General features: G+C 58.5%; 17 protein-coding genes. 5 read left to right on the top strand and 12 right to left on the bottom strand.

Features of this window, described 5'->3' with window-relative positions:
• Positions 1–23: 23 nt before the first annotated feature.
• The 5 genes from AU182_RS03890 to tkt form a co-directional block, all read right to left on the bottom strand.
• On the bottom strand, positions 24–2,084 hold the full coding sequence (locus AU182_RS03890) for a toll/interleukin-1 receptor domain-containing protein (RefSeq protein ID WP_066960879.1): 2,061 nt from the start codon (positions 2,082–2,084) through the stop codon (positions 24–26).
• Positions 2,085–2,375: 291 nt separating this feature from the next.
• Positions 2,376–2,873: a DTW domain-containing protein gene (locus AU182_RS03885; protein WP_066960876.1), complete on the bottom strand. Its 498-nt coding sequence runs from the start codon at positions 2,871–2,873 to the stop codon at positions 2,376–2,378.
• Positions 2,874–2,985: 112 nt separating this feature from the next.
• Complete coding sequence (locus tag AU182_RS03880) at positions 2,986–4,821, bottom strand: Ig-like domain-containing protein (protein WP_193754285.1); 1,836 nt, start codon at positions 4,819–4,821, stop codon at positions 2,986–2,988.
• 176 nt (positions 4,822–4,997) lie between these two features.
• Positions 4,998–6,017, bottom strand: a complete 1,020-nt coding sequence (gene gap / locus AU182_RS03875) for a type I glyceraldehyde-3-phosphate dehydrogenase (protein WP_066960871.1) — start codon at positions 6,015–6,017, stop codon at positions 4,998–5,000.
• Positions 6,018–6,235: 218 nt separating this feature from the next.
• A complete protein-coding gene (tkt, locus tag AU182_RS03870; RefSeq protein ID WP_066960868.1) occupies positions 6,236–8,236 on the bottom strand; it encodes a transketolase in 2,001 nt (666 codons plus the stop codon).
• A 321-nt stretch (positions 8,237–8,557) separates the two neighbouring features.
• Between tkt and AU182_RS03865 the strand changes: the two genes are divergently transcribed.
• From AU182_RS03865 to metF, 4 genes are all read left to right on the top strand, one after another.
• Positions 8,558–9,535, top strand: a complete 978-nt coding sequence (locus AU182_RS03865) for a metalloregulator ArsR/SmtB family transcription factor (protein WP_066960865.1) — start codon at positions 8,558–8,560, stop codon at positions 9,533–9,535.
• 136 nt (positions 9,536–9,671) lie between these two features.
• Positions 9,672–10,892 carry a methionine adenosyltransferase gene (metK, locus tag AU182_RS03860; protein ID WP_066960862.1) on the top strand — a complete coding sequence of 407 codons (1,221 nt, stop codon included), beginning with the start codon at positions 9,672–9,674 and terminating at the stop codon, positions 10,890–10,892.
• A 106-nt stretch (positions 10,893–10,998) separates the two neighbouring features.
• Positions 10,999–12,384 (top strand): adenosylhomocysteinase, encoded by a 1,386-nt coding sequence (gene ahcY / locus AU182_RS03855; protein ID WP_153039105.1) that lies wholly within the window; start codon positions 10,999–11,001, stop codon positions 12,382–12,384.
• Between the two features lie 66 nt (positions 12,385–12,450).
• Positions 12,451–13,296 (top strand): methylenetetrahydrofolate reductase [NAD(P)H], encoded by an 846-nt coding sequence (metF, locus tag AU182_RS03850; protein ID WP_066960858.1) that lies wholly within the window; start codon positions 12,451–12,453, stop codon positions 13,294–13,296.
• Between the two features lie 82 nt (positions 13,297–13,378).
• Here the strand turns inward: metF and AU182_RS03845 are convergent, their stop codons facing one another.
• The gene (locus tag AU182_RS03845) at positions 13,379–13,981 is read right to left on the bottom strand and encodes an OmpA family protein (protein WP_227718109.1); all 603 of its coding nucleotides are present in this window, start codon (positions 13,979–13,981) and stop codon (positions 13,379–13,381) included.
• Positions 13,982–14,242: 261 nt separating this feature from the next.
• Between AU182_RS03845 and AU182_RS03840 the strand changes: the two genes are divergently transcribed.
• Positions 14,243–14,995: a hypothetical protein gene (locus AU182_RS03840; RefSeq protein WP_066960852.1), complete on the top strand. Its 753-nt coding sequence runs from the start codon at positions 14,243–14,245 to the stop codon at positions 14,993–14,995.
• Between the two features lie 15 nt (positions 14,996–15,010).
• Here the strand turns inward: AU182_RS03840 and AU182_RS16625 are convergent, their stop codons facing one another.
• From AU182_RS16625 to AU182_RS03815, 6 genes are all read right to left on the bottom strand, one after another.
• Positions 15,011–15,175 (bottom strand): hypothetical protein, encoded by a 165-nt coding sequence (locus tag AU182_RS16625; protein WP_193754284.1) that lies wholly within the window; start codon positions 15,173–15,175, stop codon positions 15,011–15,013.
• 48 nt (positions 15,176–15,223) lie between these two features.
• A complete protein-coding gene (locus AU182_RS03835; RefSeq protein WP_066960848.1) occupies positions 15,224–15,883 on the bottom strand; it encodes an HAD family phosphatase in 660 nt (219 codons plus the stop codon).
• Between the two features lie 36 nt (positions 15,884–15,919).
• On the bottom strand, positions 15,920–16,282 hold the full coding sequence (locus AU182_RS03830) for a hypothetical protein (protein ID WP_066960845.1): 363 nt from the start codon (positions 16,280–16,282) through the stop codon (positions 15,920–15,922).
• A gap of 23 nt (positions 16,283–16,305) precedes the next feature.
• Positions 16,306–17,058 carry a 16S rRNA (uracil(1498)-N(3))-methyltransferase gene (locus tag AU182_RS03825; RefSeq protein WP_066960843.1) on the bottom strand — a complete coding sequence of 251 codons (753 nt, stop codon included), beginning with the start codon at positions 17,056–17,058 and terminating at the stop codon, positions 16,306–16,308.
• Positions 17,059–17,235: 177 nt separating this feature from the next.
• Positions 17,236–20,370: an efflux RND transporter permease subunit gene (locus tag AU182_RS03820; protein WP_066960840.1), complete on the bottom strand. Its 3,135-nt coding sequence runs from the start codon at positions 20,368–20,370 to the stop codon at positions 17,236–17,238.
• Positions 20,371–20,372: 2 nt separating this feature from the next.
• Positions 20,373–21,635, bottom strand: a complete 1,263-nt coding sequence (locus AU182_RS03815) for an efflux RND transporter periplasmic adaptor subunit (protein WP_227718108.1) — start codon at positions 21,633–21,635, stop codon at positions 20,373–20,375.
• Between the last annotated feature and the right edge of the window lie 209 nt (positions 21,636–21,844).

Genomic DNA, 21,844 nt, shown 5'->3' with positions numbered 1-21,844 from the left:
TGCTCGTTAATGTGGCAGAACAACTACCGGGTGTATTGCAGACCAAAACAGCGCCTGACTACCGACATCAGCGGATCCGTGTCAGTCAAGTCAGTACTGAGCAACGGGTCCAGATGTGATTCATTACAATGGACGGCATACTTCAATTGATTTGTGCTGGCACCGAGAATATTTTTGCTGCTGCGCACATGCTGTTGGCGCTCTGGCTCCGCCAGCGCGGGGTCAAGCGCTAAAACCAGGTCTGCGAGCATGGCCAGATGCTGGATTTTTTTTTGCTGACCGGGTGCACTCATTTCTGATGCCCAACGTCCAAAAGCCTGTGCAGCAGAAAGCAGCTCCAGCGAGCCTTTTGGCTCGCTCATTTTGAGATGCAGCCCCAGCTCAGCGGTCCAGCGTGAAATCTGTGCATCCAGGTTTTCTGGCAGCTCGGCGGCGAGCTTGCGAATATCTATCAGCAAGGACTCGGGCCCCGCGCTTTTACCATACCCGCTCAATGCTGCTGTGAGGTAAAACTGGTAAGCCCGCAACCGGTAATCCAGATTCTGCGGGTCCTGGCGAATCAGTTTTTCTGCGGTTTGCAAACCCGAATGAATAGTTTCCTCCAGGCGCGCGCGATCTCCATTAACCTGGAAAAGACGGATCAATTCATGCTCGGCTGTCATCGTGTAGTCGGTGAGGTTCGACCGGTCCGGCTCTTCCTTTCTCCATTGTTCAATCAGGCTCAGCTGGTGCAGCCGCGCTGCGATCGCCGCATCAAAGTCCCCGCGCATGAAATGTACCGAAGCTATCCATGCCGTGTTATTGATCAGCGCTTCCCGGTTCTCTGCATTGGCCGGCAGTGCTTGCAGAATGCCCCCAGCCTCCTCAAACAATGCCAGGCTTTCCGCATACTGTTGATCAGCATATTTGAGTACCGCCTGGGTATTCAGCGCGTAAAACAGCTCGGTCTGCGAGCGGCTCTTTTCCGGCTCCAGTTCAACCAATCTGCGCGAGAGCCTCAGATACTGATCGAACCAGTATTGTGCGCGCTGGTATTCTCCACGCTGATAGTCTGGGTAGCCGACCCAGAAAGTGCTCTGCGCATGATCAAAGACGCGCTGTGCATTGTCTGGCTCCCGCGCCAGCAGCTCCTCGGTGGTCTGCGCGGCGTGTGAAAAGAGCGCAATCGCTGCATCCGTATCGCCGGCCAGATCACGAATTTCGCCCAGTAGATGCATGGCGGAGGCCTGCCTGCCCAGTGCATCGGCATTCAACACCGTCGTTTTTTGCTGGGAGTAAAAGTCGAGCACTTTTTCACCAACAAGATCCAGCGCATCCAGCCGCCCGATGGGCTCCAACCGCTGACGCAAGTCCGTCAGCATAAAGTTGACCAGGTCTTCCGCTGCCAGCCGGCGCTCTTCCGCCACATTGCGCGCAGATATAGCCAGGTAACTCAGGCCGGCGAAAATGGTCACCGCAACCAGCGCGGTGGCAGAGATCAGCTGCTGCACTCGCATACGGCGCTGATGGTCGCGGCGCACCAGCTCATCTAGGCCAAGGTCGAGAATCGATGCCAGAATTTTTAACAGGGCCATGCGGGGGCCGTCGCCCTTTGCGCGCATGTCGGAGGCAAGAGGCTCGGCGGCACGTTCGGACAGTGAGCCATCCGGGTTCTGCTGGAAACGCAGGGCGGGGGGCAGGCATTCCCGTTCTGGGTGCCCCGCGAACGAGGCAAAGGGCTCGCCATCGGCGATCAGGGCGAGCACCCTGTTGGGCGCGCGCATGCGGATAAACTGCTGTATCTCTTCATTTACCCAGCGTGATTTGGCAGCATCAGGTGAGCAAATAACGATGAGGTAGTCGCTTGCGGCAAGGCGGTCCCGCAATTCCTCGGTAAGATCCGGCGCCAGCGAAAGATCGGTTCGGTCGCGAAAAACCTTTCCAATCCGGGGTTCCAGCACCCCGGCGGCGGTTTGCCGCCCTACCAAGTGTTTGGGCAGGCGATAGGATTCCAACGCACGCTGTAGCCATTTGGCCGCCTGCTCGTTGGTGTGACTGTAACTAATGAAGGCCCGGTAACGCTGGGAGTTATTGTTGTTGCTCATGACAGAGCCCGTAACCCGGCGATGGAAGAGCCGTCGAGGTTATGGGAAAAGCCGGCCGAAAACCATACATTTGTCCCAAGTACAGAGCGATTGGCGCTTAATCTATTTAATAGGCTTCCTGCGAGTGACTCGCGCCGCTGACAATGGTTGACAGGGATAGCTCACGCGCCGTGTGGAATGCCGATAGCGGATTGCATCACGGCATACAGTTTCCGATGACCCGCGGCCTTCACACTGCGCGCGCCACAAACGCAGTATCAGCGTGACCTGCTTATGAGCAGGAAGGCAAATTTAGATTGGGCGTTCGTTCTGAGTATTGAATTGTAAAAATCGTGATTCAAGATCGGCGGCCAGAAGGTCCCGACCTTTCCGTCGCAGGATTTCCACAACACATTCCGCAGTACACAAGCCACCCTGCTTCTGGTTTCTGCGTAGTGCGTAACGGGAAGGCCGGACAGCATCCACGGAAACCCGCGCTACGCCATGCAGGTAGGCACTGCGGTTGTACATCTTGCGCGCCTCCTGCCAGGTGGCATCCAGCACAATAAAGGTATTGCAGGCTTCAACGGAGAGGGGTTGTGCTACAGATTTTTCCGTGGGCACCTCGCTAACCGGATACACCAGGCCGACGTCAGGCCTGCTTACGATGGACAACAAGCCTGGATCTGGGTCAGTGCGCTGCCACACGATTCTCTGAACAACAGCGGTGGTGGCTTCGGTGAGCGCAAGCTGCCCGGTGTTGGTTGGCCGTGCGAGCTCTCGCTCATGGGTCAGCACGATTATATGCACTTCTGTAGCCCGCTTGCCCTTTACAGAGTTACTTCAGAAAGTAAAAAGCACGGCCAAGCCGCGCTTTTTCTTCAACATTAACCTGGAGATCGCTCTCCAAGACTGTAGCAGCTCACCCCTCAGGAGGAGCTTGCCACTCCAGAGGCAGGCTTACTGCTGTTTGCCACTGTTGCCCATCTTCGGTAAACCAAAAATAGTCATTGCCCAAGCCGGTGTACACCCAGAGCTTATCCATGTGCTGCGTGAGCGAGTGCGTCTGGTTCATGCGCGTTAACGCATCGGAGACAGATAGAGTCCAAGACACGCCATCACTTGAACTATAAACGGAGTTATAACTATTTGGAAAAGAGTGCCCGCCAATCATCAGCAACTCGCCACCGAATGCGGTCACGGTCATTCCCACCCGGGCCATATAACCACCGTCATCGGTTTCTTTTGTCCAAACTCTTCCATCCGGACTGGACCAGACATCGCTGAGTAGTTCATCAGACCCCGTCGGGCCCATACCGCCGGCTACGAATAGCTTCCCGGCCCAACTGTACACGGCCATATCTTGGCGTGAACCAAAGGGCGAATCTGCCAATTCGAGATCCCAGTTCAGCCCATCCGTCGAGGAATAAATTTTGGATTCACCCGAGAAGGCGCTATCTCCAATCACCCATATTTTGCCATCAAAAACGATGCTCTGGCCCTGCCCCATAAAAGGAGTCATCTCAGCCAGACGCTGCCAGGTTACTCCATCGTCAGATTTCCAAACGTCCCGCTGGACCTGCGAGGCGCCGCCTGTGCCAATCCCCTCTTCACCACTGATCAAATAGAGGGAGTTTTGAAATTCGACTACCTCATGGAAAGCACGGGCCGAAAACTCTGCCTCTTCCACTTCCTGGACCCAGTTAATACCGTCCTCGGTGGACCAGATATCGTTATACCAGTAGGTATCGTCGCCCGACTCCCCGGCGCTATTGTCCTGCCCAGCGATAACAAATATTTTTCCTTTGAAACTCACCATCGCTTGACCCATTCGGCGCACAAATGGGGGGCGCTGGGCTTCTACTTTCACTGGTGAACTTTGCTGCCCTGCACGCTCCAATACCACATAGGCAGGAAGCCCCACTGCAACATAATCGTCTTCCACCGGCAACTGATCCTCGGTCGACACTACGGTCAGCGCACCTTGGCTGCACACTGCGTAATTCTCGATATCGCAATCTTCATTGGTGTAGCGATAAAAATCGGTCGGCGAGAAATTGCCGTTCAAGGCCAGTTGTGAACCAGTTTTACCAAGCTCCGCGAGCAATGCAGTCGGAGGCCCCACTACGGTCAGCTGGTACTCGGCGCTCGCTTCTGCGTAACTTCCTGAGGCAGCTTTGGTGACGTGGATCGTCGCAGTCCCCATCGTTAGCAAGGTAACTTCACCCGAAGCCTCGTCAACGGTAGCCACGGTGTCATCGCTAGAGCTGAACATCAGCGCTCCGTCTCCGGAACCACCACTTAGCGGATTAATTACCGTATCCATCAGGCTGTAATCAACTTCGAGCGCTGCCGAATCAAACCTCAGCGGTGCTTGCGTGTCGGCCTCGAGAATTGTAACCAGATAGGTCGCGCTAGCCGGCTTATACTCTGAATCACCTGCCTTGGATGCAGTAATCGTCGCGCTGCCCACGGACAATAATTCGATGGTGCCAGAGTCCACATCTACAGTGACAATATCGGAGTCGCTCGAGCTATATGTGACTGCTCCGGAACCAGAACCGCCAGACAACTCGTTTTCCTGTACGTCACTGTGCAAATAATACTCGGCCTCGGCTTGCGCAAAACTCAGCTCAGCCTGATCTTTTTTCTCCACAGGCGGTGGCGCATCATTACTTCCACCACCGCCGCCACCGCCGCCACCGCAGGCAGCCAGCGAGAATAAACTTGCAAGCAACACAAATCGAAATACACCCAAGACCCTTGGCATCTCCGCCCCCTATTATTGAGTTATTATGACCGAACATTATCGCGATCAAGCTTGAAAGATTTTGACCGATATAGACTGAATATAACGTGCTAGGCGCCTCACTTAAAGTTAAAAGTTCTATCCGCCCATTAAGAGGTCCAACGTTTGCACTATTAAAAGTGTGATCACAATTTTGACAGTCGCGCCGTTAAATCCAGCATTCGACTGGCAAAGCCCCATTCGTTATCAAACCAGATAAGCACTTTCACCAGCTTGCCTCCGGCAACACGGGTCTGGCTGGCATCGACGATGCCGGAGCGGGGGTCGTGGTTGTAATCGCAGGAGGCCAGAGGCTCTTCGGTGTAACCCAGCACGCCCTGAAAGCGCGTTTCCGCCGCTCTTTTCAGTACCGAGTTCACTTCGGCCTGGGTGACATTTTTTTTCAGCTGTACCGAGAGGTCGATCGCGGAAACATTTACGGTGGGCACGCGCATGGCTTGCGCTTCAAATTTTCCGGCCATGTCCGGGAGTATCCGCTCGATACCGCGGGCGAGGCCGGTGTCGACCGGGATGATGGAGTTCATTGCGGAGCGGGTTTTACGCAGGTCGGTGTGATGGTAGGCATCATTCACCGGCTGGTCGTTCATCGCGGAGTGGATGGTGGTGATCACGCCGGATTCGATTCCGAAGGCCTTTTCCAGTGCGGCGATTACGGGCACGCTGCAGTTGGTGGTACAGGAGGCGGCGGAAATAATTTTTTCATTGCCGGTCAATGCGGTGTCGTTCACGCCGTAGACAATGGTGGCGTCGACGTCACTCTGGGCGGGCTGCGAGAAAATAACCTTTTCAGCACCCGCCTTTAAGTGCAATGCGGCGCGCTCACGCTCGGTGAAACTACCGGTGCATTCAAGCACGATGTCGACTTGGGGATCGGTCCAATCGAGATCTTCGAGTTGTTCGTGATGGGTAACGGCGATTTTGTCGTCGTTGATGTGCAGCATTTGGTCATGCACAGCGACGGTGCCGTGGAAGCGGCCGTGGACGGAATCGTATTTAGTCAGGTGGGCGATGGTGGCGCAGTCGGCCAGCTCATTGATGGCGACGATCTGCAGTTGATCGCGCAGGTTGGATTCGTACAGGGCTCTTAATACTGAGCGCCCGATTCGGCCGTAACCGTTTATAGCGAGTTTTATTGGCGTGGGCATTATTACCTCGGGCTAAATCCACCGCCGTCGGTATTTGCTCTGCTCCAGCGCGGTGGCGGTCAGGCCCGGGGCAAGGGTTTTCGGAACCGCTGTGAACCCATCCCTGGGCGCTGTGGCGCAAACATCCTGTTTGCGACACTTCCGAAAACCCTTGCCCCGCACCTGCCCTTAGATTCCGGCCACGATGCTCCGTTAGGAGCACCTGCAGCCAGAGCTTCTTACTTCAGCAGTCCTTCAACCGCTTCCGCAACTTTCTCGGCAGTGATGCCGAAGTGCTTCATCAGGTCACCAGCCGGTGCGGATTCACCGAAGGTGTCCATGCCGACGATGGCGCCGTCGAAGCCGACGAACTTATACCAGTAGTCCTTGTGGCCAGCTTCTACGGCTACGCGGGCACGTACGGAAGACGGCAGTACGGATTCGCGGTAGTCGGCGGACTGGGCGGAGAAGGCTTCGGCACAGGGCATGGAGACGACGCGTACTTTGCGGCCGGACAGTTGTTCGGCGGCGGCAGTGGCGAGTTCGACTTCGGAGCCGGTGGCGATGATGATCGCTTCCGGTTCACCGTCGCAATCGCGCAGGATGTAGCCGCCTTTTTCGATGGCTGCAAGCTGCTCGTCGGTGCGCGGCTGCGGGGCGAGGCCCTGGCGGCTGAAGATGAGGGCGCTGGGGCCGTCTTTGCGGGCCACGGCCATTTTCCAGCTCACGGCAGATTCGGTGGCATCACAGGGGCGCCAGGTCTGCAGGTTTGGTGTAGCGCGCAGGGCGGTGAGCTGTTCGACCGGCTGGTGGGTGGGGCCGTCTTCGCCCAGACCGATGGAGTCGTGGGTGTAAACGAAGATGACCTTCTGCTTCATCAGCGCGGCCATACGCACGGCGTTGCGGGCGTATTCCATAAACATCAGGAAGGTGGCGCCGTAGGGGACGAAGCCGCCGTGCAGGGCGATGCCGTTCATGATGGCGCTCATGCCGAATTCGCGTACGCCGTAGTAAAGGTAGTTACCACTGGCGTCGCTGGCGCTCACGCCCTTGGAGCCGGACCAGATGGTGAGGTTGGAGCCGGCTAGGTCGGCCGATCCGCCGAGGAATTCCGGCAGCAGCGGGCCATAGGCATTAAGGCTGTTCTGGCTGGCCTTACGCGAGGCGATTTTCTCGGCGTCGGCCTGGCACTGCTTGATGTACTCGTCGGCCTTGGCGAGGAAGTCTGCGGGCAGCTCGCCTTTCATGCGGCGTACGAATTCTGCCGCCAGTTCCGGATGAGCTTCCTTATAGTCTTCGAAGATATCGTTCCACTCATCTTCCTGCTCGCCGCCTTTGCCGCGGCCGTCCCAGGCGTGGTAGAGGTCTTCGGGAATGACGAAAGGCTCGTGCTTCCAGCCGAGGGTTTCACGCACCAGCGCGATCTCTTCGTCGCCCAGCGGGGCACCGTGGCACTCTTCGCGGCCCTGCTTGTTGGGGGAACCGAAGCCGATCACGGTCTTGCAGCAGATGATGGTGGGCTTGCTGGTTTCTGCGCGGGCTTCTTCGATGGCGGCCTTGATCGCCGCCGGATCGTGGCCGTCCACGTTCGGGATCACGTGCCAGCCGTAGGATTCAAAGCGCTTGGGCGTGTCGTCGGTGAACCAGCCTTCTACTTCACCGTCGATGGAAATGCCGTTGTCGTCGTAGAACGCAATCAGCTTGCCCAAACCCAGGGTACCGGCGAGGGAGCAGGCTTCGTGGGAGATACCTTCCATCAGGCAGCCGTCGCCGAGGAAGCAGTAGGTGTGGTGGTCAACCAGTTCGTAACCGACGCGATTGAACTGGGCCGCCATGACCTTTTCCGCCAGCGCCATACCCACGGCATTGGTAATGCCCTGGCCCAGCGGGCCGGTGGTGGTCTCTACGCCCGGCGCATAACCGTACTCGGGGTGGCCCGGGGTCTTGGAATGCAGTTGACGGAAATTCTGCAGCTCGTGGATGGACAGGTCATAGCCGGACAGGTGCAGCAGGGAATACAGCAGCATGGAACCGTGGCCATTGGACAGCACGAAGCGGTCGCGGTCTGCCCACTCGGGGTTGGCCGGGTTGTGTTTCAGATAGTCGTTCCACAGCACTTCGGCGATATCTGCCATACCCATAGGGGCGCCGGGGTGGCCACTCTTGGCTTTCTGGACCGCATCCATGGACAGGGCGCGGATGGCATTGGCCTTTTCTGTGCGAGACGGAGTAGAAGACATAGGGATCTCTCGGTTTGGATCTTCGGTTCATCAGATGCGCTGCGGGCCCGGCTCTGACGGCCAGCTTGCCGCGATTCCGCGCTGCCAGTGGTTGTCGGTGACTGGCAAATCGGGGGCCGTATTTTCCCGTAAACCCCCGCCGGGCGCAAAGCCTGCGGGTCCAATTCTTTCCTGAACGCAGCAACATTTTCCTAACAAATCGCAATCCTGCTGCTCGCCGCAGATTCCTCGCTGGATTGGCTGCACCTGCATCAACATTTTTCGATACACCTGCATCAAAATACTTTGATATAGATGAGGGGCACTGCTAGACTTCGCGCCATGCTTACGTCCAGTAGTCCCAGCAGCGGCACCGGTGCCGAGCGAGAAACACACGCCAGCGCCCAGATTCCGCAACTGGCGGCGACCTTAAAGGCCGCCGGGGACCCATTGCGTCTGGAGATTCTGCGCCTGCTCAGCCAGGACTCTTACAGCGTGCTGGAGCTGTGTCGCATCTTCGACCTGCGCCAGCCGGCGCTCTCGCATCACCTCAAGGTCCTGGCCCAGGCGGGACTGGTGAGCAAACGCCGCGAGGGCAACAACCTGTTTTACCGCCGCACTGCTGGCAACGAACTTTTGCAGCAGCTGTTTGCGGGTCTGGACCAGCTGCCGCTGAGCGACAGCCGCGCCGCCACCGTGGCACAGATTGCCGCGGAACGGGCCGAGGCCTCACGCCGCTTTTTTGCCGACTATGGCAACCGCTTTCGCGAACAGCAGGAGTTGATCGCCAGTTATAGCGTCTACGGCCCGCAAGTAGCACAGCTACTGAAACCGGGGCGTCACGCTTTGGAGGTTGGCCCCGGTGAGGGGGAGTTCCTTGAGGAGCTGGCGAACCGCTTCGGCACGGTGACCGCTCTGGATCTGTCGGAGACGATGCTGGAACGAGCCCAGGCTTTTGCCGATGACAAGGGCCTGCAGAATATTGAGTTCGTCTGCGACGACACCCGCGCGGCGGCATCGCGCCCGGAGAGTGCGGACTGCATTGTGGTGAACATGGTGCTGCACCACACGCCGGAGCCCGCACAGATTTTTCATGATTTACAAAAATCCCTGAAGCCCGGTGGGCAGCTGTTGATTACCGAGCTGCACGACCACGGTCAGGATTGGGCGCGGGATGCCTGTGGGGATTTATGGCTGGGGTTTGCGCCGCAGCAGCTTGTTGAGTGGGCTGCAGACGCAGGTCTAAGCAAGGGCCGTAGTGTGCACAGTGCTCTGCGCAATGGGTTTCAGATTCAGATTCAGGAGTTTTTGAAGCTTTGAGCTTCGTAGCCTTTCGAGTTCTGTTATAGCTCGGGGCGCCAGGTCACCAAAAACAGTGCTCCGAACCAATAAGCTACGGAGTACAAGACAAGATTTACGCGATCCGCCGCCAGCGGAAGACAAGGAGAACCTCACAATGAGTGAATACAGTATTTTTACTTCGGAGTCCGTATCCGAAGGACATCCGGATAAAATTGCCGACCAGATTTCCGATGCGGTTCTGGACGCCCTGCTGGCGCGTGACAAGAACGCGCGTGTTGCCTGCGAGACACTGGTGAAAACCGGTATCGCGGTCATCGCCGGTGAAATCAGCACCTCTGCCTGGGTTGACCTCGAAGACCTGGTGCGTAAGGTCATCACCGACATCGGCTACACCTCCTCCGACGTCGGCTACGACGGCGAAACCTGTGGTGTGATCAACGTCATTGGCAAACAGTCCGTAGATATCGCCCAGGGCGTGGACCGCGTTAAACCGGAAGACCAGGGCGCGGGTGACCAGGGCCTGATGTTCGGCTACGCCACCGACGAAACCCCCACCTTCATGCCCTCCCCGGTCTACTACGCCCACCGTTTGGTCGAACGCCAGGCCGAAGCGCGCAAGTCCGGCCTGCTGCCGTGGCTGCGCCCGGACGCGAAAAGCCAGGTGACCTTCCGCTACGACGAAAATGGCAAGCCCTGCGCAATCGACGCGGTTGTACTTTCCACCCAGCACAATCCCGAAGTGAGCCAGGAAGACCTGCGCGACGCGGTACTGGAACTGATCGTGCACCACGTACTGCCCGCCGAACTGCTGCACGAGAACACCAAGTTCCACATCAACCCCACCGGCAAGTTTGTCATCGGCGGCCCCGTGGGAGACTGTGGCCTCACCGGACGCAAGATCATCGTCGACACCTACGGCGGTTCCGCCCGTCACGGCGGTGGCGCCTTCTCCGGTAAGGACCCGTCCAAGGTCGACCGCTCTGCCGCCTATGCCGGTCGTTACGTGGCCAAGAACATTGTGGCCGCTGGCCTCGCCAACCGCTGTGAAATCCAGGTCTCCTACGCCATCGGTGTCGCCGAGCCGACCTCCGTTTCCATCAATACCTTCGGCACCGGCAAAGTCAGCGATGAGAAACTGATCGAGCTGGTACGCGAGAACTTCGACCTGCGTCCCTACGCCATTTCCAAGGCGCTGGACCTGCTGCACCCCATGTACCAGCTGACCGCCGCTTACGGCCACTTCGGTCGCGAGCCGTTCGAGCACACCTACAAGTGGATCGACAGCAACGGCAAAGAGCAGGCCGAGACCTTCACCGCCTTCCCGTGGGAAAAAACCGACAAGGCGGAAACCCTGCGCGCACAGGCAGGTATCTAATTTTCACACCGGACGGTGGATGCGCTGCGCTTATCCACCCTACGGGGACGAATGAAAAATTGTAGGGTGGATAAGCGCAGCGCATCCACCATTTGAGATTTAGGTAATGAACCAGATGAGCACCGAATTTAAAGACTTCAAAGTAGCCGACATTTCCCTCGCCGATTGGGGCCGCATGGAAATTGAAATTGCGGAAGGCGAAATGCCCGCACTGATTACCCTGCGGGAAAAATACCGCGCGGAACAGCCGCTGGCGGGCGCCCGTATCATGGGCTGTATCCACATGACCATCCAGACCGCAGTACTGATCGAAACCCTGGTGGCTCTGGGTGCAGAAGTACGCTGGTCTTCCTGTAACATTTTCTCGACCCAGGACCACGCCGCCGCAGCCATCGCCGCCCGCGGTATCCCGGTATTTGCCTGGAAAGGCGAGACCGAGGAAGAGTACGAGTGGTGCCTCGAGCGCACCATCGGTGCGGATGTAGCCGGCTGGCAGCCGAACATGATCCTCGACGACGGCGGCGACCTCACCGAACTGCTGCACCGCAAGTACCCGCAGTTGTTGGACAAGTGCCACGGTATTTCCGAGGAAACCACCACCGGTGTGCACCGCCTGCAGGACATGCTGAAAGCGGGTACCCTCAAGGTGCCGGCGATCAACGTGAACGACGCGGTAACCAAGAGCAAGAACGACAACAAGTATGGCTGTCGCCACAGCCTGAACGACGCCATCAAGCGCGGTACCGACCACCTGCTGTCGGGCAAGAAAGCGCTGGTGATCGGTTACGGCGACGTGGGTAAAGGCTCTGCGGCCTCCCTGCGTCAAGAAGGCATGATCGTCAAGATCACCGAAATCGATCCGATCTGTGCCATGCAGGCCTGCATGGACGGTTTCGAGCTGGTGTCCCCCTATATCAACGGCGTGAACGACGGCACCGAGTCCTGCATCAACAAGGAACTGCTGGCCAACACCGACCTAATTGTCACCACCACCGGTAACGTCAACGTGTGCGACGCGAACATGCTGAAAGCACTCAAGTCTGGTGCCGTGGTTTCCAACATCGGCCACTTCGACAACGAGATCGATACCGCCTTCATGCGCGCGAACTGGGAGTGGCAGGAAGTAAAACCGCAGGTACACAAAGTCGTGCGCAACGCCGAAACCAACGATCACCTGTTGCTGCTGTCCGAAGGCCGCCTGGTAAACCTGGGTAATGCCACCGGCCACCCCAGCCGCATCATGGACGGCTCTTTCGCCAACCAGGTACTGGCCCAGATTTACCTGTACAACGAGAAATTTGCCGACCTGCCGGCGGACCAGAAGGTCTCCGCGCTGTACGTAAAAGTACTGCCGAAGCATCTGGACGAGGAAGTGGCCAAGTACATGGTAGAAGGCTTTGGCGGTGTGATTACCCGCATGACCGACGACCAGGCCAAGTACATCGGCGTTTCTGTGGACGGCCCCTACAAGCCGGAAAGTTACAAGTATTAAACACCTCCACACAGGGACCCGGGCCCGCTCCCGGGTTCCTGTGTGCCGAGGGAACGGAAAAGAACAATGAGCAAGTTACGCATCAGTTTTGAATTTTTCCCGCCGAAAACCGAAGAGGGCCGGGACAAGCTGTATCACACCCGCGAACAACTGCAGGCGTTTAATCCCGAGTTCTTCTCGGTGACCTACGGCGCCGGCGGCACCACACGCGACACCACCGCGAATATCGTCACCAGCCTGCGCAGGGACGGTATTTCCATCGCGCCGCACCTGTCGTTCGGTGGCGACAACGAAGAAATCGTGCTGGGTCTGCTGGAGCGCTACAAGGAAGCAGGCGTAGACCGCATCGTTGCCCTGCGCGGTGATATGCCTTCCGGTATGGGGTCCGTGGCACAGCTGGTGTACGCCAATGAGCTGGTGGCGTTCATCCGCCGCCACACCGGCGACCACTTCCACCTGGAGGTAGCCGCCTATCCGGAAATTCACCCCGAGGCGGACAGCTACGACGACGATATCCGCTTTTTGAAGGGCAAGTTTGAGGCGGGCGCGAACAGCGCGCTAACCCAATACTTCTACAACCCGGATGCGTATTTCTATTTTCTGGACCAGTGTGAAAAAGCCGGTATCGACGCGCCGATTTACCCGGGCATTATGCCGATCACCAATTTCACCAATCTGGCGCGCTTCTCTCGCAACTGCGGCGCAGAGATTCCGCGCTGGCTGAAGTATCGCATGGAGAGCTTCCGCAACCCGGAAGACATGAAAAAGCTCGGTCTCGAGATCGTCACCGACCTGTGTGAGACCCTGCTGGAAGGCGGTGCGCCGGGACTGCACTTTTACACCATGAACCAGGTGAACCCTACCGCAGACATTTTGAAGGCGCTGGATCTGGATAACGCCCAGTCGGCCTGATGGCTCTGGTCTTGGCCCTGTGCCAAGGCGCACAAATGGCGATGCCGGATAGCGGCATCGCCTGTGAGCCACATTAGCTACACTATTTCCTGACACCATCCATCTGCACATTAACGGGCTTGCCGTCAAAGGCGACTACCCGCACCACCAGGCGCCGATTCTTTTCTCGGCCGCGCTGGGTATCGTTGTCTGCGATCGGGTCAGAGTCCCCCAGGCCGGCGGCCTCTACCCGCGCACTGTCGATCCCTCGCTCCAGCAGAAACTGGCGCACCCAGTTGGCACGCCACTGGGACAGCTTGCGATTCTTCTTCGCATCGCCGGCGTTATCCGTGTGGCCCTCGACCACAATTTTCAGCGCCGGGAAATCTCGCATAATCACCAGCAAGGCCTCGATGTCTTGCAGGCTTTCCATTTTTGGCGCAAAGGCCCCGGGTTCAAAATCCACGCCCAGGATAAACGTATCGCCCTCGTCCCTTTCCTGTCCCATCAGGTAGCGCACCATGTCGTCCCCAAACGGTGCAGCCGTGCGGGCCGACTGCTCGCCAAGCCCGTTACTCACCAGATCCCTCGGATCCAGTGTGTATTTCTTGGTGGGGTCCGGGCAGCCGGTCAGGATCAGCGTGGAAAGGACAGCGAACGAGAGTGCGCAGTGCCAGCGCACGTGATTGGCTCTTGAAGCCAACACTACTAGGTTGCGAGCACGATTTGCAGGCATACGCCAACTTCTCTTGGTTGCCGGAGTCCGACCGATTTTAGGATCAACCCGCCGCATTCCGTAGTGACAAGCGTTCATTCCAAAGCTGCGGTCACGGTACCGTCGGTGCCTGGCGGCTTGAGTGGTCGCGTTGATGTGATGACAGTAGCGGGTTAGGCGCCACAGGGAATTTCTGAGATGATCAGCAGGACCCTACCCTGTGACCATGCCCGCACTCCCTGGGAGACCGCTATGAATAAACAGTTACTACTCACCCTGCTCGGGGCCGCCGCAATCATTATTGCCGCCGTACTCGGTTCCTCCGTGAACGCACAACAGATTATTACCGTCGACCCCGGTGACGGCTGGCTAAATGCCAATGAAGGCTACCGCGAGACCGTGACCTGGCGGGTGGCCAGCAAAGGCGGTGCGGCGTCACCTCGCGGTGTCTTCGTAAATCTGGACAACAACAAAGAGCTGGCCGTGGTGGACCAGATTCTGGAGTTCAGCGGCGACCGGGGCGAAGTAACGGAAGTGGTGCAGATTTCCCCGGTACAGGCGCGCAGCTGGCACGCCAAGGGTGTGCGCCGGGTGGGCTACCGGCGGGTCTTTGCCGGGGCCGCCGGTAGTCTCTCGAATCATATTCTGTTTGATCTCGACGCCAGCGGTCGCCTGGCGCAGGTCGAAGCATCACCGCCGACGCAGACCGTGAGCGGTAAGTCGCGGCAGATGATGCTGGCGTGGAGCCTGAATGGCGACATTGGCAGCATCAATGCGGTGTCGGAAAGTGGCCAGTTTCTGGTGGGTGACCGGGTTGTTTACGAAGTGGCTCAGCCCTTGGTTGCCGAGGGCAACAGTACGCTGAAGGAAACCGTCATGCTGCCACCGGGGCTGGTGAACGAACTGCTGGGCAATGGGATTTATCAGGTGCGCTATACCCGCACCTTTGTAGATGACAAGGACACCCGCCGCAGCGCGTCGGTACAGGTGCGACTTACCGAGTGATTGTCTGCCGGGATATCAGCTGGCCCGCTTGCGCCGGGTCAGCTGGAACCAGAAGGCACCTTCCAGCAGTATGCCCAGCACCAGAAAAACCGCACCTCCGGCGGGAATGCCAAACACATAACAGGCAATGGCGGCGAACAGGCAGGCAAACGCAATCAGAATCCGCTTAATAGTACTCATACTCCAACGCTCCATGTTGTAAAGCCCGGTTGTAAAAAACGTTAGCCACTACAAATAATCCAGCAGTAGCTGCATATCATTGATCACCCGCGCCCCTTCCGCTTCCAGCTGTCGGGCACGGGTGCCATTGTGACTGTACCCAATCACCGGCATACCCGCGGCCACCGCCGCCTTGACCCCGGCAATGGAGTCTTCCACCACCACGCAGTGCTCGGGAGCCACCTCGAAATGGGCGGCACTGTGTAGAAACAGGTCTGGCCACGGCTTGCCGCGACCCACGTCGTCCGCACTGAAAATACGCCCGGCAAAATAGTCCCACAGGCCCGTCTTGTTCAAGGTGATCTGCATTTTTGCATGGGGCCCGGAGGACGCCACGCAGGATTGCAGGTTTGTGCCCTGCAACTTTTCCAGCACCTCGTGAATGCCGTTTACGGCCTCCAGCTCTTCGTGGAAGGCTCGGCGGATGCGGCTCTCGGTGGTGTGGAAATAGGCCTCGGGCAGCGGGCCACCATAGCGCGCCTCGATATCGAGAATACAGTCTTGCGACGGGCGGCCACTGAACTGCTCATCCAGTTCCTCCGCCGTTGCCGGCATACCCAGCTTGGTCATTTCCTCGGCCAGCACGCGGCAGACAATACTTTCGCTATCCACCAGCACACCGTCGCAATCAAATATGACCAGGCGCTTTTCAGAGAAGGGGTTTTGCATGGTGCTCCTTGCTAGCGTGCGTTCCTGGCGAAATACTCATGTGGCGGAAATCAGCAATATGCCGATCAGTACGCCAGCGGCACCGCCCACGCGCACCAGATTTTCGTTGCCGTGCACAATGCCCAGCACAAACTCACGGGTCCGCTCGTAACCCGCCTGCAGGGCATACGCCCCAACCACCACCAGCAGAATGCCCAGTACGTTGAACAGGGTACCCCAACTGCGCGTATCGGAAATCAGCAGGAATACCATACCGATGATGATTCGCGCCCAGGCGCCAAAATAGAACATCTGCGGATTCATCCGCTCGCTCATATCGCGCGCGATTTGCGGCTTGAGAATCACCAGAACAGACATGGCAGTGATGGCAACACCAATCAGCCAGACAATTGCTTTCATTTTTTGCTCCTTGCAAAAAAGCGTTAAAAATCACCCCATTGAAATTGCAGTACCGACAACGCGGCCACCGGTGCCGTTTCCGTGCGCAAAACCCGCGGCCCCAACCGCAGCGCGTGAAAGCCGCGCCCGAGTGCCAGCGCAATCTCTTCCGCCGAAAGGCCACCCTCGGGGCCCACCAGCAACACCGCCGCCTGCGGACGGCCATAGTGCTGTTCCAGGTTCCCCAGTGTTTCCTCGGTGCGGTGGTGCAATACCAGCTTCAGGGTACCACCACCGTCGAGGTCTTGTTCCGCGGCATCGAGAAACTGCGGCAGTTTCACTGGCGGCAACACCTGCGGCACCCGGTTGCGGGCACTCTGCTCGCAGGCGCTGATGGCGATCTGTTGCCACTGGCCGAGTTTTTTCTGCAACCGGTCACCGGTGAGCTTCACCTCGCAGCGTTCGGTAAACAGGGGCTGGAACGCCTGCACTCCCAGTTCGGTGGCCTTCTGGATGACCCAGTCGAAGCGATCACCGCGGGAAATACCAATGGCGAGGGTGATGGCCAGGGGCGACTGGCGATCCTCCGCCGTGTAGTCGCCAAGCGTTACTCGCGCCTTTTTGCCTGCCTCCAGTATTTCCGCCTGGTACTCGCCGCCCGCGCCATCAAACAGCACCAGCGGCCGACCGGGGCCAAGGCGCAATACCTTGACCAGATGGCGCGACGCGGCCTCGTCCAGTTGAACTTCGGATTTACCCGCCAGAGGCTCGGCGGAAAAGATTCGGGGAATACGCAACGATCAATCCTGAACAGGGTACAGAGTTGCGTGAAGGGTAATACAGGAAGAGGGGAAGTTGTAGGCTTGCGCCGTTTTGGGGCTCAACGTGACGGGTCTTGGCGCGAAGCGCCCTGATGGGAGCGCCACCGGACCCAGTTGGGCCCGGCGGCAAAATCCATCAGGCTTTCTCGAACATCAGGCTTTCTCGAAGCTAACCGGGAGCTCTTCAGCAGCCTTGTCACCTTTCATTTTGATCCGCAGCACCTCAATCACCTTGTACAGGTTGGGCACCAGAATCAAGGTCACAAAGGTGGCGCAGAGCACACCGAACGCCAGGCTCACCACCATCGGAATCAGGAACTGCGCCTGAATCGAGCGCTCGAACATGATCGGCACCAGCCCGATAAACGTGGTGATGGAGGTCAGGATAATCGGGCGGAAACGATCGCGACCCGCCTGCACCACGGCATCCATCACCGCCATACCCTGCGCGCGCAACTGGTTGATGCGGTCCATCAATACCAGGTTGTCGTTCACCACAACACCCGCCGCCGCCAAGAAGCCCAGCATGGACATGATGCTGATGTCGTAACCCATAATCAGGTGGCCCAATACCGCACCGAAGAAACCAAATGGTACTGCGGTAAGGATCAACAACGGTTGTGAATAGGAACGGAAGGCAATCGCCAACAGTGCGTAGATGGTAAACAGGGAAAGCACAAAGAAAGCCAGAATCGCACTGCCAAACTCCTCCTCTTCCTGCATTTCACCTGCCGTTTTCAGGCTGAAGCCGGGGAACTGGTTTTCCCACTTCTTCAGGTTGTTTTCACGCACCTGTTTCAGGATCTCATGCGCCGGCGAGGTACCCGGGATCAACTCCGCGGTAATCTGCACCGTACGCTCGCGATCGTTGCGGCGAATGGTGGTGTAGCCGGGCACGTAAACCGCTTCGGCCACCGCACTGAACGGGATTTCACCGTCGCTGGTGCGGATACGGATGCGATCGATCTGCTCCTCACTGGCGCGCTCTTCCTGCGGATAACGCACCATTACGCGCACGTCTTCGCGACCGCGCGGAATACGCTGCACTTCTTCCCCGTAGAAGCCCTGGCGGACCTGCCTGGCCACATCGGCGAGGCCAATGCCCATATTGGTAGCGTGGGGTTTCAGCTGGATCTCGATATCCTGACGCGCGGCGATCAGGTTGTCGCGCACATCGTAAACACCGGCAAAGTTATTCAGTGCTTCTTTCACCGCATCGGCGGCACGGCGCATTTCCGCCATATCACCGGAGGCGGTGCTCAGGTTGAGTGACATACCCTTGCCACCATCGTTGATGGTGTGTTGGATATTCATCTCCTCAACGCTCGCCGGCAGCTTGCCCACATAGTCGCGCCATTTGAGCGCCAGCTGCTCGGAGGTTACGTCGCGCTCTTCACCGTCGGTCAGCTGCAGCAGCACGGTTACATTGCCGCGCCACAGGAACACCATGGTGTTATCGACAAATTCCTTGCCGCCGTTCAGCGCCAGCATGTCCGGGTCTTTCGCCAGCTGCATACCGGCGCGCTCGAACTGTTCCAGTACCCGCTTGGCTTCTTCGAAGGACTCGCCCTGGGCCATGGTGGTTCTGAGTTCCAGCAGGTCCGAGGGTACCGACGGCGAAAACGCCTTGCCCACATAACCCTTGCCGAACAATGCGAACGACAGGATCAGGGCGAGGAAGAAAACCATCACCGTGGTGCGGCTGTTGCTGAGGGACTTCTCCAGCAGCGGCATGTAGTACTTGTCACCCGCGATTTTCATGGCGCCAGCGAACTTGCCGCGTACGTCCTGCAGTTTGATGCCGATACCGGACGTCGCCTTTTTCTCCGGCTTCAGGTTCACCAGGTGCGCCGGCAGAATCAGCAGGGATTCGATCAGCGAGAACATCAGGCACAGCAACACCACCACCGGCAGCGCCATCATCATCTGCGAGGTGTAGCCGGGCAGGAACAGCATGGGCACAAAGAACACCATGGTGGACACCACCGCGAAGATCACCGGCGCGGAGACCGTTTTCACCCCCGCCTCAGCGGCTTTCAGCCCGGTCTCGCCACGGTCGTGGGCGGCGTGCACCGCCTCGCCGACGATAATTGCATCGTCCACCACGATGCCGAGAATCATCAGGAAAGCGAACAGGGACAGCATGTTCAGGGTAATACCGGTGGCCGGCAGCAACCAGAAAGCACCCATAAACGCGGTAAAGATACCCACGGTTACCCACACCGCCAGCGCCGGGCGCAGGAACAGCATCAGCAACACAAACACCAGGGCCAGACCGGTCACCGCATTCCAGAACAGCATGCTCATACGGCTCTCGTAGGCTTCGGAGAAATCAAACCAGGTCTCAAACTCCATCCCCGGCGGCAGTATCTCGCGCGCCTCCTGCATGAACTCGCGAATGCCCTCGGCGGTGGCCACCACATCCAGCGGCTCGCCCTGCATGACCCGCAGGTTCATTGCCGGCTTGCCGTTGAAGCGGATGATGGAGCCTTCTTCCTCAAAGCCATCATTGATGGTGGCCACGTCCCCCAGCAGAAGCTGGGTGCCATCAGCGCGGCTGATCACCGGGATACGCGCGAAGTCATCGGCGGTATAGGCCTGGCCGCGAGTCTGCACCTGAATGTCGCCGCGGTCCGAGCGCACGCGACCCGCAGGCAGGTCCAGAGACGAGCGACGCACCGCATTGGACACATCGTCAAACGACAGGTTGTAGCGGCGCAGGTCCACTTCGGAGACTTCGATCGACACTTCGTCATTGCGATCGCCCCAGACATCCACGCGGCGTACGCCGGGGATCAGCATAAGCTTGTCGCGCAGATCGAGCGCGGTTTCCTTGAGCTGGCGAGGAGAGACGGGACCGCCAATGGCGATCATCATCATCTGCTGTTCCCACTCTTCCAGGGCAATCACCGGGCGCTCGATATCCGCCGGGAAGGTGTTAATGGAATCCACCTGCACCTTGATGTCATTGAGCAGGCGCAGCTGGTCGTAGCCATCCACCGCCTGGATACGCACGGTGCTCCTGCTGCGCGAGGACCAGGAGTTCACCTCCTTGATGCCCTTGACCTCGGAAATAGCCTGCTCGACCCGCTGGGTTACCTGCTGTTCGACCTCCGCCGGCCCTGCGCCGGGGAAGCTGATGTTGATCCGCACCACCCCGGGGTTAATCGCCGGGAATACCTCGCGCCCCACATGAGAAATACCAAACGCACCGCCGATGATGATCATGATCATCAACAGGTTGGCAGCCTTACCATTGCGGACGAACCATCCGATAATGCCTTGCATAATCAGTAAGCCCCCTGCGCCGATGCAGTAGAGCCGCCCGCAGACTCATCGGGAGCGGTCTCTTCGGGACTTGCTTGCGGCGTTTCACCGAGCAACATGCCAGTCGGTTTCTCATTTAGTGGGTTGGGGGTCAGCACCATGCCCTCGCGGGAATAACCGAGGCTGGAGATCACCACCGGCTCGCCCTTGGCGAGATCGCCGCGCAGCCACACCTGGTCACCCACCGCCTGCAGCAGCTCCATCTTGCGGAAGCCAAGCTGGTTTTCTTCATTCAGCACCAGGATGTGACCGCCCTCGTGCAGCGCCTGTCGCGGCAGCACGCTGATATCGTCGTAGGTCTTGCCGGCGATGTGCGCTTCCACAAACAGGCCGTTGATCAGCGGCGCATCACCGGAATAAGGATTCTGGATCTGGGCCACCGCATAGACAAAGCGGCTGTTGGGATCGATGGCGGCTTCGGTACGTACGATCTGCCCGCGCCACTCGCGCTCCTGACCGGCAAGATTCGCCGTCACACGCACGGCGGGGCCGTCCTCAATGGCGCGGCCCAGCGGCAACTCGAGCAGGGAAAGCTGGTGATCGGTGAGTGGCAGGCGCACCTCGGCAATACCGATGCTGTGAATACGCGCAAGCTTGGTACCCGGTGTTACGTACTGACCGATATCCACCAGGGTCTCCACCACACGACCGGCAAACGGCGCCGTCACCGCCGTGCGCTCCAGGTTCAGCTTGGCCTGGTCGCGATCGGCCTTGGCCGCCGCCAGCCCGGCTTCTGCCGCGGCCAGCTGGGGTTTACGCAAAAACAGGTTGTTGGCGGTTTTGGTACCGAGATCGCGCCATTCCCGCTTGGCCTGCTTGGCCATCCCCTGCTCCTGCGCCAGCGTCGCGGCGGCATTGGCCACCTGCGCTTCGGCGCGGGTCAGCGCGTAACGGTAATCGGCTGGCTCAATCTGGATCAGCGAGTCCCCCCGCTGAAAGAACCCACCGGGCACGAACGCGTCATTCACGCTCTCGATCACACCGCCGACACGCGCCACCACTTCGATTTCGTGACGCGCGTGAACAGAACCCTGACTGGGCACCAGCAGGGTGTGGCGGCCCGGGTCCGCGTACAGCACATCGGCCAACGGCGGCAGGGCAGCCTCAGCGACTTTTTCCTCAGGCTTGGGGGCAAACAGCGCCACAGCGACCACCGCAAGCACGCCTACGGCGACAACAATTCCCAAGACTTTATTTTTACTGGTGCTTTTTTTCGAAGGATTCACAGAAGCTTCCGTTGATCAAAATTTAACTAGTTGCGCATTCTACAGGGCTTGGACAACTTTGGAACCGCCTCTGGATGCAGGCCATCGCAGCAGACTGCAATTGGCCGCAAATGACCAAAATGAACGGCTCCGCTTTCATAATCTCCGTGCGCTCGATCTTGGTCACCGGCGCTGCATGGCCCATAATGGCCGCCCTTTTATGACGCCGG

It is taken from the genome of Microbulbifer sp. Q7 (assembly GCF_001639145.1).
Taxonomy (GTDB): Bacteria; Pseudomonadota; Gammaproteobacteria; order Pseudomonadales; family Cellvibrionaceae; genus Microbulbifer.
This window is presented reverse-complemented; position numbering and strand designations above follow the sequence as displayed.